The sequence below is a fragment of the Paenibacillus sp. MMS20-IR301 genome (genome assembly GCF_032302195.1).
Lineage (GTDB): Bacteria > Bacillota > Bacilli > Paenibacillales > Paenibacillaceae > Paenibacillus_AQ.
The window spans coordinates 1133613-1148335 of record NZ_CP135275.1; the positions used below are offsets into that span (position 1 = coordinate 1133613).

At 52.0% G+C, this 14723-nt stretch carries 14 protein-coding genes; 10 read left to right on the forward strand and 4 right to left on the reverse strand.

Annotated features, from left to right (window positions below; translation table 11 throughout):
• Window positions 1-52 precede the first annotated feature (52 nt).
• The 7 genes from LOS79_RS04850 (at window position 53) to LOS79_RS04880 (ending at window position 9070) form a co-directional block, all read left to right on the forward strand.
• Window positions 53-1915 carry an assimilatory sulfite reductase (NADPH) flavoprotein subunit gene (locus LOS79_RS04850; protein ID WP_315422000.1) on the forward strand — a complete coding sequence of 621 codons (1863 nt, stop codon included), beginning with the start codon at window positions 53-55 and terminating at the stop codon, window positions 1913-1915.
• A 32-nt stretch (window positions 1916-1947) separates the two neighbouring features.
• Window positions 1948-3663: an assimilatory sulfite reductase (NADPH) hemoprotein subunit gene (gene cysI, locus LOS79_RS04855; protein ID WP_315416700.1), complete on the forward strand. Its 1716-nt coding sequence runs from the start codon at window positions 1948-1950 to the stop codon at window positions 3661-3663.
• A gap of 240 nt (window positions 3664-3903) precedes the next feature.
• A complete protein-coding gene (map, locus tag LOS79_RS04860) occupies window positions 3904-4650 on the forward strand; it encodes a type I methionyl aminopeptidase (protein ID WP_315416701.1) in 747 nt (248 codons plus the stop codon).
• Between the two features lie 236 nt (window positions 4651-4886).
• On the forward strand, window positions 4887-6317 hold the full coding sequence (locus tag LOS79_RS04865) for a SpoIIE family protein phosphatase (protein ID WP_315416703.1): 1431 nt from the start codon (window positions 4887-4889) through the stop codon (window positions 6315-6317).
• Between the two features lie 49 nt (window positions 6318-6366).
• Window positions 6367-6759, forward strand: coding sequence for an ATP-binding protein (locus tag LOS79_RS04870; protein ID WP_315416705.1), 393 nt, complete (start codon window positions 6367-6369; stop codon window positions 6757-6759).
• A gap of 45 nt (window positions 6760-6804) precedes the next feature.
• Window positions 6805-8790, forward strand: a complete 1986-nt coding sequence (locus LOS79_RS04875) for a methyl-accepting chemotaxis protein (RefSeq protein ID WP_315416707.1) — start codon at window positions 6805-6807, stop codon at window positions 8788-8790.
• Window positions 8783-9070, forward strand: a complete 288-nt coding sequence (locus LOS79_RS04880; protein WP_315416709.1) for an STAS domain-containing protein — start codon at window positions 8783-8785, stop codon at window positions 9068-9070. The genes LOS79_RS04875 and LOS79_RS04880 overlap by 8 nt, the downstream gene beginning before the upstream one ends.
• Before the next feature lie 89 nt (window positions 9071-9159).
• Here the strand turns inward: LOS79_RS04880 and LOS79_RS04885 are convergent, their stop codons facing one another.
• The 4 genes from LOS79_RS04885 to LOS79_RS04900 form a co-directional block, all read right to left on the reverse strand.
• Window positions 9160-9564, reverse strand: coding sequence for a CBS domain-containing protein (locus LOS79_RS04885; protein WP_315416711.1), 405 nt, complete (start codon window positions 9562-9564; stop codon window positions 9160-9162).
• A 200-nt stretch (window positions 9565-9764) separates the two neighbouring features.
• Window positions 9765-10190, reverse strand: a complete 426-nt coding sequence (locus LOS79_RS04890) for a VOC family protein (protein ID WP_315416712.1) — start codon at window positions 10188-10190, stop codon at window positions 9765-9767.
• A gap of 394 nt (window positions 10191-10584) precedes the next feature.
• Window positions 10585-11214 carry a C39 family peptidase gene (locus LOS79_RS04895; RefSeq protein ID WP_315416713.1) on the reverse strand — a complete coding sequence of 210 codons (630 nt, stop codon included), beginning with the start codon at window positions 11212-11214 and terminating at the stop codon, window positions 10585-10587.
• A gap of 30 nt (window positions 11215-11244) precedes the next feature.
• The gene (locus tag LOS79_RS04900; RefSeq protein ID WP_315416715.1) at window positions 11245-12150 is read right to left on the reverse strand and encodes a TIM barrel protein; all 906 of its coding nucleotides are present in this window, start codon (window positions 12148-12150) and stop codon (window positions 11245-11247) included.
• 174 nt (window positions 12151-12324) lie between these two features.
• Between LOS79_RS04900 and LOS79_RS04905 the strand changes: the two genes are divergently transcribed.
• From LOS79_RS04905 to LOS79_RS04915, 3 genes are all read left to right on the forward strand, one after another.
• The gene (locus LOS79_RS04905; RefSeq protein WP_315416717.1) at window positions 12325-13419 is read left to right on the forward strand and encodes a winged helix DNA-binding domain-containing protein; all 1095 of its coding nucleotides are present in this window, start codon (window positions 12325-12327) and stop codon (window positions 13417-13419) included.
• Between the two features lie 63 nt (window positions 13420-13482).
• The gene (locus LOS79_RS04910; RefSeq protein ID WP_315416719.1) at window positions 13483-13962 is read left to right on the forward strand and encodes a heme-degrading domain-containing protein; all 480 of its coding nucleotides are present in this window, start codon (window positions 13483-13485) and stop codon (window positions 13960-13962) included.
• Window positions 13963-14151: 189 nt separating this feature from the next.
• The gene (locus LOS79_RS04915) at window positions 14152-14619 is read left to right on the forward strand and encodes a GNAT family N-acetyltransferase (protein ID WP_315416721.1); all 468 of its coding nucleotides are present in this window, start codon (window positions 14152-14154) and stop codon (window positions 14617-14619) included.
• The last annotated feature ends 104 nt before the right edge of the window (window positions 14620-14723 follow it).

Sequence of the window (14723 nt, forward strand, 5' to 3'; positions counted from 1 at the left end):
TTCATGATATTTAGAGGAAAGAAGATTGCACGTTAAGGAGAGGTCGATATTGTTGCCACTACAAGTTACGAACAGTCCCTTTAATGAGAGCCAGGCGGAGCTTCTGAACCAGCTTCTGCCGACACTGACAGGTCCGCAGCTGACCTGGCTGGGCGGATATTTGTCCGCACTGTCGCTGCAGGGAAATGCAGGACAAGCAGGTACGGCTGCTGCACCGGCCAATCCGGCAGCTGCGGAAGCAGCAGGAACGGCCCAGGCTGCGGTTAAGCCGGAGATCTCCCGTGAAGTCACCGTGTTGTTCGGTTCACAGACCGGCAACTGCCAGCGGCTTGCGACCAGCCTGTCACGCAAGCTGGAAGAACAGGGCTTCAACGTTTCCGTTCAAGCAATGAACAGCTTTAAGCCGAATGGCCTGAAGAAGCTGGAGAACCTCCTGCTGCTGGTCAGCACGCATGGTGAAGGGGAACCGCCGGATAATGCCCGTGCCTTCCATGAATTCCTCTACAGTAAAAGAGCTCCTCAGCTGCCGGAGCTGCGCTATTCGGTACTTGCGCTTGGTGACACCTCTTATGAATTCTTCTGCCAGACCGGCAAGGACTTCGACCAGAAGCTGGAGGAGCTCGGTGCACAGCGCCTGAGCCCGCGCGTCGACTGTGATCTGGATTATGATGAGCCGGTAGCCGGCTGGTTCAGTGAGGTGATCAGCGCACTGCAGGGAACCCGGCAGGCAGCAGGCCTGGCCGGTGAGGCAGTACAGGCAGCCGAGAAGGCGGAGGCGCTGGAATCAGCGTATTCCCGGAATCATCCGTTCCATGCCGAGGTGCTGGAGAATTTGAATCTGAACGGACGCGGCTCGGACCGCGAGACCCGCCATCTGGAGCTGTCGCTCGCCGGTTCCGGCATTACCTTCGAGCCGGGAGATTCGCTGGGCGTCTATCCGGAGAATCACCCGCAGCTGGTTGAGGATATTATTGCTGCAATGGGCTGGGATGCGGCAGAATCCGTTCCTTTGAATAAGAAGGGGGAGGAGGGCAGCCTGCAGGAAGCGCTGCTGCGGCATTATGAAATTACCGTGCTGACAAAGCCGCTGCTTGAGCAGGCAGCGAAGCTGGCACCGGGTACTGTGCTGCAGGAGCTGCTCTCACCGGGGCGCCAGCAGGAGCTGAAGGATTATATCCACGGGCGTGATTTGCTGGATCTGCTGCAGGACTACGGGCCATGGAACGTACCGGCCCGCAGCTTCGTGACCATCCTGCGCAAGCTGCCGGCCAGGCTGTACTCTATCTCCAGCAGCTACAATGCTAATCCGGAGGAAGTGCATTTCACCGTCCGTGCTGTACGGTATGAATCGCATGGACGGGAGCGCTACGGGGTCTGCTCCGTACACTGTGCAGAGCGGGTAGAACCGGGCAGTACGCTGCCGGTCTATATTCAGAGCAATCCGAACTTCAAGCTTCCGGCAAATCCGGATGTTCCGGTAATTATGATTGGTCCGGGCACAGGCGTTGCCCCGTTCCGTTCCTTCCTGGAGGAACGGGAGGAGCAGGGCGCCGGGGGCAAATCCTGGCTGTTCTATGGTGACAGGCATTTCGTCACCGATTTCCTTTACCAGACAGATTGGCAGAGAATGCTGAAGGACGGGGTGCTGAGCAAGCTCGATGTCGCCTTCTCGCGGGATACGGAAGAGAAGGTGTACGTGCAGCACCGCATTCTGGAGAAGAGCCGCGAGCTGTATGCCTGGCTGCAGGAAGGCGCGCATGTCTACGTATGCGGGGATGAGAAGCATATGGCGCATGATGTCCACTCTGCACTGATTACCGTCATTCAGACCGAAGGCGGATTTAGCCCTGAAGGGGCGGCTGCCTATCTGGAGACTTTGTCGCAGGAGCAGCGTTATCAGCGGGATGTATATTAACCGGCATTCATAGGGAAGGAGCGGAATTAATAATGGCAAATAAGGAACCAGCGGTACAGCCGATTGGCGGTCCGCCGAGTGATGTTGAACATATTAAGCTGGAGAGCAATTATCTGCGCGGGGCGCTGGTCGAAACTCTGAGCAATCCGATTACCGGAGGACTGCCGGAGGATGATAACCGGCTGCTGAAATTTCATGGCAGCTACATGCAGGATGACCGGGACCTGCGCAGCGAGCGGGAACGCTCCAAGCTGGAGCCGGCATTTCAGTTCATGCTGCGTGTGGTGGCACCGGGAGGAGTCGCGACACCGGCTCAATGGCTCGTAATGGATGAGCTGGCCCATAAATACGGCAACGGCACGCTGCGCCTGACCACCAGACAGGCATTCCAGATGCACGGTGTGCTTAAGTGGAATCTCAAAAAGACGATTAAGACCATTAATGATACACTGATGACTACCCTGGCGGCCTGCGGCGATGTCAACCGTAACGTGATGAGCGGACCGAATCCGTATCAGTCAGAGGTGCATGCCGAGGTCTACGAATGGGCCAGAAAAATCAGCGATCATCTGTCCCCGCGTACTCCGGCCTACCACGAAATCTGGCTGGACGGCGAGAAGGTGGTCGACAGCAAAGTAGTTGAACCGATTTACGGCTCTGTCTACCTGCCCCGCAAATTTAAGATCGGCCTGGCTGTACCGCCATCCAATGATGTCGATGTATTCTCCCAGGATCTTGGCTTCATTGCCGTTCTGGAGGACGGCAAGCTTGCCGGATTCAATGTCTCGGTCGGCGGCGGCATGGGCATGACGCATGGCGATACCAGCACTTATCCGCAGCTGGGACGGATCATCGGCTTCTGCCGTCCGGAGCAGATGATTGATGTGGCAGAGAAGACCGTTACCATTCAGCGCGATTACGGCAACCGCTCGGTCCGCAAGAATGCCCGCTTCAAATATACCATTGACCGTCATGGACTGGACTGGTTCACTGGCGAGCTGCATGAGCGGCTGGGCTGGATGCTTGAACCGGCCCGTGAGTTTCAGTTCGATCATAACGGGGACCGCTACGGCTGGGTGAAGGGGCTTGACGGCAAGTGGAATCTGACCCTCTATATCCAGAGCGGACGGATTCAGGATACCGCTGAATATCCGCTGATGACCGGCCTGCGGGAGATTGCCAAAATTCACGGCGGCGACTTCCGCCTGACGCCTAACCAGAATCTGATCATCGGCGGTGTCAGCAGTGCGAAGAAACGCAAGATCTCCGAACTGGCGAAGCAATACGGGCTGACCGATGGCGCCCATCATTCTGCACTGCGCAGAAGCTCCATGTCCTGTGTGGCGCTGCCGACCTGCGGTCTGGCTATGGCTGAGGCAGAGCGTTACCTGCCCAAGCTGCTGGACAAAATGGAGCTCATCATTGATGAAGCCGGCCTGAGGAATGAAGAGATTATCATCCGGATGACCGGCTGCCCTAACGGCTGTGCCAGACCGGCATTAGGCGAAATTGCTTTTATCGGCAAAGGTCCGGGCAGATACAATCTCTATATGGGCGCAGGGTTTACCGGAGACCGGCTGAATAAGCTCTATAAGGAAAATATTGACGAGAAGGAAATTCTCGACACCCTGGGTCCGATTATTCACAGCTATGCCAAGGAACGCATCACCGGTGAGCATTTCGGCGACTATGTCATCCGCAGCGGCTATGTCAAAGAGGTTACCTCAGGGCTTAATTTCCACAACTAAGCTTCACAGCAGTCTGACTGAGTGAGAAGACAAACTTCAGCTCATTGCGGCATGAGACCATGCCGGCAGCGAACCTGTTTTCCGGTGCGGTACCGGAGGACGGGTTCGTTTTTTTAGAAAATTTCAGATTGGATTTGGATTTCCGGCGGTTTTCTTACATAATATAGAGTAGCACTACAAAATCATAACCAAGAGCCATTATAGTGTGTAATGGGATCTGTACAGAAGAGGCGAAAATCAATGATTATTATGAAGACCATGGAAGAAATCGAGAAAATGCGTGCCGCCGGTAAAATCTTGGCTGAATGCCACCGGCAGATTGCCCAGCTGCTGAAGCCCGGCATCACGACCTGGGAAATCGACCAGTTTGCCGAGAAGTTCATTCTCTCTCAAGGTGCGACCCCCGAGCAAAAGGGCTACCACGGATATCCATATGCGACCTGCGCATCAGTCAATGATGTGATCTGCCACGGCTTTCCGAAGCATGAGGAATTGAAGGACGGGGATATCGTAACAATTGATATGGTTGTCAATTTAAACGGCTGGCTGGCAGACTCGGCCTGGTCGTACGGTATTGGTACAATAAGTGAGCAAGCCGATAAACTGCTGACCGTTACTAAAGAATCAATGTTCAAAGGTATTGAGCAGGCTGTAGCCGGCAACCGGATCGGTGACGTAGCGCATGCTGTTCAGGTCTATGCCGAAGCGAACGGCTTCTCGGTCGTCCGGGATTTCATCGGGCACGGCATCGGCTCCGAAATGCATGAAAAGCCTGATGTGCCTCACGTCGGCCCGGCAGGCAAAGGCCCGCGTATTAAAGAAGGAATGGTATTCACGATCGAGCCTATGCTGAATACCGGCAGCTACCGGACTAAGATGGATTCTGACGGCTGGACTGCCCGTACCTTTGACGGCGGATTGTCGGCCCAGTATGAGCACACGATTGCTGTTACACCGCAGGGTACGGTTATTTTGACAGAGCTGTAATGAAGGGATTTCCGCAGCTGCTTCAAGCCGGAATTCCGCATTAACTCCCAAGACCGTCCGGTATTCATGGATTTCATGAGTACTGAACGGTTTTTCTGCATGTCTTCACCGGCCGCTCGGAAATCCATCAGAATTTATGCTTAATTTTGTCTTTATGTGTCGGAATTCACGGCTGGAACAAAATCTAGAGCATATAATGGGAAGACTTAAAGGCTGAATAGAATAGAGGCTCAGGCATGGCAACAGACAAAAATTGCAAAAATCAGCACCGTTCTCCCACCGAGGAGCAGTGCATGGACCATTACGGCTGCATCTATGAGAACAACCATCTCATCACGCTGCTGGTAGATCCGCAGAACGGGGGCATTGTTGATGCGAACCGGGTCGCTTGCGACTTTTACGGCTACAGGCTCCGGGAGTTCAGGAAGCTGCGGATCAGCGATCTGACAGCAGACCGGGAACAGGGGGTTCAGCAGTTCGTAGAGAAGGCACTGCCTACGGATGAGGCGCAGAAGAACCGTGTATTTACAGATCGTCATGTCCTGGCCAGCGGACAGGCCATAGATGTTGAGGTTCATACTGGTATGATGACGATGCTGGGCCGGAACTGCGTATATACAGTGATTCATGATATCAGTGAGCGGGTCCGCTCAGAGAAGCGGCTGAGGGAAAGTGAAGAGCGCTACAGGGATCTGGTTGAACTGTGCCCTGAGGCGATTCTTGTCTATAGCGGCGGTACCATTCTGTTTGCCAACCGGCAGGCTGAGCGGATGTTCGGCAACAAGAAGAATGAGCTGGTCGGTAAAGGGCTTGAGGATTTTTTCAATGAAGTCTACTTTCAAAGCGCGGAGCATAACAAGCTGCAGACGACCGGGCTGCTGAAGGAAAGGTTCCGGATTGAACAGCGGCTGATCCGTATACAGGATAACCGGGTTTTTGATCTTGAGATATCAGGCGTACCGGTCATTTATGAGGAGGAAAAGGCGCTGCAGCTTGTGCTGCGGGATATCACGGACAGCAAGCGGGAGATTGAACGGGCCGTGCGGCTGCAGGAGCACCGTCATGCAGTGTCTTTTCCGCTGGAGGGCAAGGCCGTGCTTGAGAAGCTGTATATTCCTGCTAGAACGTTAAGCGGCGATTTTTTTATTTTTCACAAAATTAATGAAGAACAGGTCATCGGCATCATCGGCGATGTTACCGGCAAGGGGATTACAGCGGCGCTGAATATTTCGGCTCTGCGGGTGCTCTTCATGGACAGTCTGATGAACACGCAGGACCCCCTTCAGATGCTGAAGGACCTGAACAACAAAGCACTGCAGCATCTTGGAGAGGATTATTTCGCTGCCTGCTGCTTCCGGCTTGATTTCACAGCCGGCGTGCTGAAGGCGGCGGGAGCCGGAATCAATGAATTTCTCTTTGTCCCCGGCGGCAGCAGCAGTGAGCGGATTACAGTGAAGGGGACCCCGCTCGGAATGTTTGCGGACAGTGAATTTGAGGAGACCAGCATTCCGTTTGCTTCCGGGGACCGGTTCTGCTTCTACAGTGACGGAATGGAGCTCAGGTTTGACAGTGAAGAGCTTGCGGCAGAGCGCGGTTATCTGCTGGAGCGGCTGGCCGGGGCGGCACTGCAGGATGATTGCACCTGGTTCAGCCTGAACATTAAATAAAAAACGGGAGTGTCCCGCCAAAGATTATGGAGCAAAGAGGGAGTGAGTTATGGGCGCTGTTCAGAAGGAAGTGATGCTCCGCGGTCTGGAGTGTCATCAGATGATCATTGACGGAATCATTGAGGAGCTTAACTTGGAAGCCTATGCTTTTGATATCCGCCTGATTCTGATTGAAGCGGTAACTAATGCCTACTATCACGGTAATCTTAGTGACTGCAGCAAACCGATTACGATCCGTTATCTGCTGAGGGACAAGCTGCTGAAGCTGCAGATTGAGGATTCCGGGGCGGGGGGTGGCGTGCTGCTGTTCCCGGAGACGATCAGCAATGAAGAGTTGCTGGAAGACGGAGGAAGAGGCTTGTATCTGATCCGCTGTTTCTCGGATACCGTAGAGAGGGTCGATAACACGATGTATATCAGCAAAAGTATCTGTTCCTCATAGAAGCTAAAAGGGGAGAATTCAGTGAAATTTAGTCTAAAAGTAAAAATGAGTATTCTGTTGTTTCTGATTATCAGCGTACCGCTGGGGATTTCCGGCATCATTTCATATCAGCTGGCTTCTAACGCTTTGCAGAAGACGATTGAAGAGGAGCTCAAGGGTACCACGAACTCTGCGGCCAAGGCAGTAGAGGCTGAGCTCGAAGCGGTAGGCAATGACCTGGGCATCGCCAGCATGAATCTGGCGCTTGCTGATTTCGCCGGTAATCCTGCAGCGGGGGGACTGAAGAGCACAGCGTTTGATTATATTTCCGGTGTGCAGCAGGACAACGAGAAGCTGATTGAATCGCTGATCGTTGCGGACCGGGACGGGAAGGTCCTCCTTACCAGCAGCTCAGAAGCGCCGGAGCTGGATGTCAAGGACCGGCAGTATTTCCAGGAGGCGCTGCAGGGCAAGCCTGCTGTCAGTGAAGTTCTCCTCTCCCGCGAAAGCAATCATTACATCGTGGCTATTGCCAGACCGCTGCGGGTGAATGACACGGTCACAGGTGTTCTGATCGGCACGGCCAGGTTTGATAACATCACCACACCGGTCTCGGAAGTGAAGGTTGGAGAGAGCGGATACGGTTATATGATTGACCGTACCGGTATGATTGTCTCGCATCCCAATGCGGACAAAGTGCTGAAGGAGAATATCGACGGCAACAGCAATGCTAAATTGAATGCTCTTGTCCAGCTGATGAAGGCGGGGGAGACCTCGCAAGGCTTTTATACCTATGAAGGTGTACATAAGTATGTTTCCTTTCAGCCTGCCGGGAATTGGGTAGTAGCTACAACGGCAAATGTTCAGGAATATATGGCTCCGGCAACCGAAATCCGCCAGACCACCCTGCTAATCACTGTATCCTTTATTGTGGTTGCACTGCTTGTAGCCTATTTCTTTACCACACGCAATATTGTGAACCCGGTCAAGAAGCTTCAGAAGGCGATGGGGCTTGCCGGTGACGGTGACCTGACCGTTCATACCGCGATCCGCTCCGGTGACGAGCTGCAGTCGCTGAGCGAATCATTCAATACGATGATCAACAAGCAGGAAGCTATTATTAAGAAGGTAAGAGCGGGTTCGGTCGCTTTGACGTCCATGTCTGAGGAAATGGCGGCCTCCTCCGAGGAGATCAGCGCATCCATTGAGGAGATCAGCTCCAGTACCCAGGAGATTGCAGCCGGTGCAGAGAACAACAACCAGTCGGTAGTTAATGCTTCACAGGTGCTGGTGCAGCTCTCCAGTCTGGTACAGCTGGCACAGAGCAAGGCTTCAGCTACCTCAGGCAATGCGGATAATACAAATCAGGCGGCGCAGGAAGGCAGAGCGCGGGTTATTCATACGGTTGAAGCCATGGATACCATCCATAGCAGTACCCGGGAGACCAAAGAGATTCTGCTGGCTGTCAGTGAACTGTCAGAGCAGGTGTCTACCATTATCAGTACAATCAATACGATCGCCCAGCAGACGAATCTGCTGGCGCTGAATGCTGCGATTGAAGCAGCCAGAGCCGGTGAGCATGGCCGGGGCTTCAGTGTCGTGGCCGGTGAGGTACGGAAGCTGTCTGATGAGACTCATAAGCAGGCAGGGGAAATTACGGAGCTCGTCAGTGATATGGTCATGCGGATTACCCAGGCGGTAGATTCGATGCGGGGTGCTTCCGAGGCGGTGGAAAGCGGCGTGAGCATTGTGCATGAGACAGACCGGGCATTTGTGCATATCATCCAGTCGGTAGAGCTGATCACCGGAAATGTACAGGAGATTCTGGATATTACCCGGGATGAGGTAGCTACCTCTGATCAGATTATCAAGCTGATTGATTCCATGGGAACGATCTCGGAGCTGGCCGCGGCAAATACGGAGAATGTATCCAGCTCAACGGAGGAACAGGCGGCTACGGTTAATAATTTCGCGGCTTCTGCCCAGGAGATCAGCGCTATGGCGGGTGAACTGGAGCTTCTTGTTGAGAAATTTATAATCAGGGGTGAGTAGCTTGAGCGAGATTGTGATTGAAATGCCGGAGCTTTTCTCAGTGGAGGAGGCCGGCAGTTTCAGAGAAACATTACGTAAATACATCCAGGACGGAGATTCAAGCTTCCTGCTTGACTTCGGCGGCTGCCAGTTCATCGACAGCACCGGGCTTGGAGTTATTGTCAGCTCCTACAAGAAATGCGTGGAGACCGGCGGCACGATCCGGCTGACACGGATGAACGGCAATGTGCGGAAGATTTTTGAGCTGACCCGGTTGACCCATGTGTTTGAAATTGTATAGCTTGAATTAATGCAGTAAAGGCAGGGCCGTCCACTCCGGGACAGTCCTGCCTTTGCTGCAATTGAAGATATTTTCGGCATGGCATGCATTTAATCGGTAATATTCCGTGTGTAATACTCAATGATGTCCTTACGGCGGATAATGCCGAGGAAGATTCCGCTGCCGTCCACTACCGGTACGAAGTTCTGGTCCGCGGCCAAGGTCAGCATATCCTCCATCTGCGCGTGTATCTCTACACTTTCGTTATGCACATGACGCTGAATGGTGCTTACGGTCACACCTGACATGTTCTCAAAAGTGAGGCCTGCGGTATTCTTCAGTTTCCACAGTAGGTCGCCCTCCGATAAGGTCCCAACATACTTTCCTTCTCCGTCAATAATCGGAATGGCTGAATAATAATGATTCTCCAGCTGTTCCAGCGCCTCCCGCATAGTGATGGAGGACGTGATATACGCCACCTGATCCTTGGGCAGCAAAAAAGAGGATATTTCCATAGGTTAGTCTCCTTTTCATTAGGCTGAGTGCATTAACGATAGTTCAATTAAAACATAAAAACAGATGTAAGCGCATTAAAAAAGGGTTACAACTTCGCAATACAGGAAATTATAGCTAGGCCAAAAAGGATATGCCGGCTCTCCGGGAAGAAGAGCTGACATATCCTAAACGTTTAAAAGTGAAGATAGGCTTACTTCAATTAGCCGTTCTGGCCGTTATCGTGGCTAAGCTGCCAATAGATGCCGAATTTATCCTTCAGGCTGCCGTAACACTCGCTCCAAAACGTTTTTTGCAGTTCCATGCTAACCGTGCCGCCTTCCTTAAGCTTCTCATACCAGGCTTTGATCTGCTCAATGTCGGGATCCATCAGTGTAAGATTGACATTATTTCCTTCCACAAACGGCATACCGGGAAATACATCAGAGAACATTACAGTGCTGCCGGCAATCTTCAGATTGGCATGCATAACGAGATTCTTGGCTTCTTCCGGCAGAGGATGTGAGGGATCGGATGGTGCTTCACCGAAGGTCATAATATGCGGAGGCTCCGTACCGAATACCTCAGCATAGAACTCCACCGCCTGCCGGGTGTTCCCGTTGAAATTCAAATAAATATCAATTGCCATATGTGCCACTCCTCTCAAGTTCAAGATAGCAAATCGTCACTGCCCCAGTGTATCATGTGCTTGTCCATTTACAAATATACTATAGAGCTTGAACTGGAAATACGAGAATGCCCAACCTGACGGGCACCACAGCCTTTATTCGCTCGAAAAAGGTCATTGGGGCGGGCTAACGGACATGACGGCCCTTATCCGCCGCTTTTCATGGGCAAACTCCACTTTTCCGGTGAAATAACGTCTCTCATGTCCGTAAGACCAACACTCAGGTACTTTCCGCAGGCTTAACGTCTCTCATGTCCGTAACGCTACACCAGTCACTTGAATAACCGTTGCATGGCTGGCTGCTTTTCTTAATGGAGGGTCCATTCAACCCATGTTTTTTAGTTCAATCTATATATTAGTGCAGTTTCAGGTTTGAACTAACGGTGATATATATATTTCTGTATAATGGCATCTTCAATTCACTTATGTTCCAAAGCTCTTTGAACTCTGAGATGGATACTTTGCGGTTATATTCCATACTTGTTACATTAACGAGCTCATTAAGCGATTCTGCAAAGTATAAATAATCTTCATCATATCCAATAACCGGGACGAAATGTAAGTAGTTTTGATTTTTATTTACTTTAATAAATACAATAACAGGAGTATTTTTACTAACCTCCTTTTTCAGCTGTCCTATATTACCTGTATGAAGGGTGGCTTTAAAGCCTTGCTGCTTCAGTAACGTGATAATCCCTTTTGGATACACATATCCGCTTTTTATTTTATAGGGCATGATCTTGTAGATTTCTTCTCCACTTGCTTGAATTCCATAGTGCCTCATAAGATAAGCTGCCGAATATGCAGAACATTCAAAGTTTGTTTGAATATCAATCCGGTTGCGGGTGGTGACCAGGTGCTCCGGCGGATCATGCTTCTTCGGGAGAGCAGGAATTGGCAGACCCATAAGCCTACAATTGATCAAAGTGGTGATCAGCAGCCAATTTAAGACAGAAACAATAATCCAGCCCAGTATTAACATCATAGGATCCTCGCAATTATTAATATAGAATATTCAACCTTCATATAAAAGACTCTCTACCCACCCGTAGCAACTCTCCAGCTGTTCAGCAGTAATCAGGTCGGAGCGGTGCTCGAACATAATCCTTACTCCAGGGTTCTCTTCGCGGATGATGCGCAGATAGTCTGCAATAGGGGCCCAGCCGTCCTCCGGACGCAGCTCTGGCAGCACCGGGTAATGGCTATACTGAACCTTCCCGTTAACTAGAACAGTGGACAGATGGATCAGAGAGGCATACTTGAGGTATTTTCTCAGCAGCATCCGCGCATCAAAATCAGGGTCCAGCTTCTCTTGCAGATACAGACGGGCGGTATCCAGACACAGCTTAATACCGGGATATTCACTTAATAATTGTTCGAGAAAATCATGCCCGTAAACATACCGGTTTAGGCCGTCGAACTCGAGAACAGGCTGGAAACCGTACTCTTGGCCCTTTCTGCTCAGCCATGCGAATAAGTCTTCACTGCGCCGGATGAATTCTTCGAGCGTGATCTCACTTTCAAAAATATATTCCCGGCGGTCGCTAAACCGCCAGTGCTGCCAGTCCACGCGGTCATCCAGAATGACCGGCTTAGGATAATGAAACAATACATACTCAGGACGAAGCTCAGCCATATATTCCAGCTCTGCTTGAATATGTCCGAAGGCGGCGTGCCGCTCATCCTGATCTTGCGACAGGAAGAGGGCATCCCGCAGCTTGGCAGCATCCGCCCTGAGCGGAAAATGGATGCCGGTATGAAATCCGTGCTGCTGTGAAGCTTTAAGCAAATTCAGGTAATCCTCACCGCTGCGGAAGGAACAGGCTTCGATTCCGTAGAAGCCGGGTTTGAAATCCTTCTGAAATTTGCCGTAATCGAATCCTCCGTATTGGCCGATCATAAATTTCTGCAATTCCTGCACCCCGTTTATTTTCGTGTGTTCAACATAATTAATTTACAATTCGCCTCTAATACAGTTTTTACCTGCACCGGTGCTACCGGGACAACAGGAATTATGATCTTCGGGTTATTCTTGATAGACAGCGGACAGGCTGGTTCAATATACTGGAGGAAAGCGCCGGGACAGCAGAGGAGAATGAAGATGACCCATGAAATGATTGCTAACCAGCGCATGCTCCGGCAGCGGATTCAGCAGCCCGGCAGCCTTCGGCCTGAGGAGGTCGTCCGGCGCTTTGGAGCTATGCAGGCACAGGATTATGGCCAGGCCGTCTGGGCAATCGGCCTGCGGACACCGTCAGCGGGGCTCGCTGAGGTCGAGCAGGCCATAGCAGAGCGCAAGCTGCTGCTGACCTGGACGCTGCGCGGCACACTGCATTTCATCCCGCCGGAGAATGCGAAGTGGATGCTACAGCTCTGTGCTCCGCGGATTATGCGCCAGGCTGCAGCGCGGCTGAATCAGCTCGCGCTTGATGATAAGCTCTTAGAGCGCTGCCGGAAGCTGTTATACCAGGCGCTGAAGGGCGGCCGGCAGCTGGAGCGCCAGGCTCTGCTGCAGCTGCTGGAACAGCAGGGCATCAGCACCGCCGGCCAGCGCGGCTATCATATCCTGTGGCACAGCGCGTACAGCGGGCTCATCTGCTTCGGTCCGCGCAGCGGCAAGCAGCAGACATTCGTGCTGCTGGATGAATGGGCAGCAGATTCACGCGAGTTATCCTTCAGCGAGTCGCTGGCAGAACTCGCCCGGCTGTATTTCACGGCACACGGGCCTGCGACCGTGCAGGATTTCGCCTGGTGGGCAGGGCTAACGCTCACGGATGCCCGTGCGGGGCATGAGGCGGTAAGAGCCGGCCTGCTGCCGGCAGTTGTTGACGGCTGTGAATACTGGCAGCCTGCTGAGCCTGGCACAGAGCGGACTGCCTTCCCCGGCGTTCACCTGCTGGCCGGATTCGACGAGTATATCCTCGGGTACAAAGACCGCAGTGCAGTCCTGGACCCGGAGACGGCACCGCTGATTGTTCCCGGTAATAACGGCATCTTTCTGCCGACGCTGATTGCCGGCGGCCGGGCAGCCGGAACCTGGAAGCGGACCATTAAGCGCAAGGGCGCCGAGCTGTTCGTTAAGCCGTTCGCACCGCTGAATACCGGCATCCGGGAAGAGGTGCAGCAGGCGGCTGAACGTTACGCTGCCTTCCTGGACATGCCCTTAATCAAGCTTGAATATGTACAGTAATCAGAATGACAGAACCGTAGGGGTTCATCTTCTCCGGATAACCTAGCGAAGGAGTGTTTGCACTTGGAAGACTATTCATTGCTGCTGGAACAGATCCTGCAGCAGGAGCAGGAATTGCAGTTTGACACATTCAGTAACGGAACCGCTATTCAAGTGGGCAGTGCAATACTGGCCAGGGCGCAGAATATGGGGAAGTTGATTACCATTGATATCCGCATGAACGGAACGGTGCTGTTCCATGCCAAGATGGATAACAACGGCCCCGGCAATGATCACTGGATCAACCGCAAGATCAATGCGGTGAACCATTTCGGCCATTGCTCTTATTATGTTCATGTGCTGCTTAAATCCAGGAATACTACCCTGCAGGAAAGCGCCTTTGTGGATCCGCTGGAATATGCAGCGGAAGGCGGTTGTTTCCCGCTTCAGCTGCGGAGTGCCGGAACGGTGGGGACAATCTCTGTATCCGGACTTGCCGGAGAAGAGGATCATGAGATGATTGTGGCTGTGCTGAAGCAGATCCTTAAGCAGGAAGCCCGATAGTAGGAAGTGCCGGGACAGTGTTTTGCCGAATGTGCAGACACTGTCTTTTTTGCATAATTATAGCAAGGTATATATTAATAACTATTAAACTAATGAGTTGTATAGCCGCAAATTACTGGGCGAATTTCCCTAAATTATGCTATTCTAATAGAGTTGCAGCATTCAGTCAGATTAAAGGAGAGCTAACGTATGACAATGATCAGACAGCTGATGCCAGGTGAGGCAAAGAGTATTACACCCATGATCCGCGAGGCATTTGACGTACATATATCCGTTAATTATTCAGCGCAGGGTGTCATAGAATTCTATAAGTATATTGATGTCGCTGCTATCAATAAGCGCATGCAGGAGGATCATGAAATATTCGTCGCTGCATCGGCAGAGGGGCTCTCAGGTATTGTCGAGCTGCGCAGCAACAACCATATCTCGCTGCTCTTTGTAAGAAACGAGCATAAAGGAACAGGGATTGGCAGAATTCTGCTGCAGCATGCAGTTGAACGGATGAAGGCAGAGGGAATTACGCAGATTACGGTTAATTCATCGCCGAATTCTGTAGGCTTCTATGCCTCGCAAGGCTTCGTGCCGGTTGGCGAAGAACAGGAAGTGCAGGGGATCCGTTCCTTAAGAATGCTGCTGGATCTGGGACCCGAGGGATAATTGTGTGCAACAGGTCTTCACACGGAATGCTCCATACGTCATGAAAGTGGACGATGGGGTATCTTTTTGTGTGTCCCCGGCAGGAATAATCTGGAGTGGCAGCG

Coding starts and splice junctions, on each gene's coding strand:
- LOS79_RS04885 (WP_315416711.1), bottom strand. CDS start 9,564: ATGGAAATATCCTCTTTTTTGCTGCCCAAGGATCAGGTGGCGTATATC.
- LOS79_RS04895 (WP_315416713.1), bottom strand. CDS start 11,214: ATGATGTTAATACTGGGCTGGATTATTGTTTCTGTCTTAAATTGGCTG.
- LOS79_RS04865 (WP_315416703.1), top strand. CDS start 4,887: ATGGCAACAGACAAAAATTGCAAAAATCAGCACCGTTCTCCCACCGAG.
- map (WP_315416701.1), top strand. CDS start 3,904: ATGATTATTATGAAGACCATGGAAGAAATCGAGAAAATGCGTGCCGCC.
- LOS79_RS04915 (WP_315416721.1), top strand. CDS start 14,152: ATGACAATGATCAGACAGCTGATGCCAGGTGAGGCAAAGAGTATTACA.
- LOS79_RS04890 (WP_315416712.1), bottom strand. CDS start 10,190: ATGGCAATTGATATTTATTTGAATTTCAACGGGAACACCCGGCAGGCG.
- LOS79_RS04870 (WP_315416705.1), top strand. CDS start 6,367: ATGGGCGCTGTTCAGAAGGAAGTGATGCTCCGCGGTCTGGAGTGTCAT.
- LOS79_RS04905 (WP_315416717.1), top strand. CDS start 12,325: ATGAAGATGACCCATGAAATGATTGCTAACCAGCGCATGCTCCGGCAG.
- LOS79_RS04875 (WP_315416707.1), top strand. CDS start 6,805: ATGAGTATTCTGTTGTTTCTGATTATCAGCGTACCGCTGGGGATTTCC.
- cysI (WP_315416700.1), top strand. CDS start 1,948: ATGGCAAATAAGGAACCAGCGGTACAGCCGATTGGCGGTCCGCCGAGT.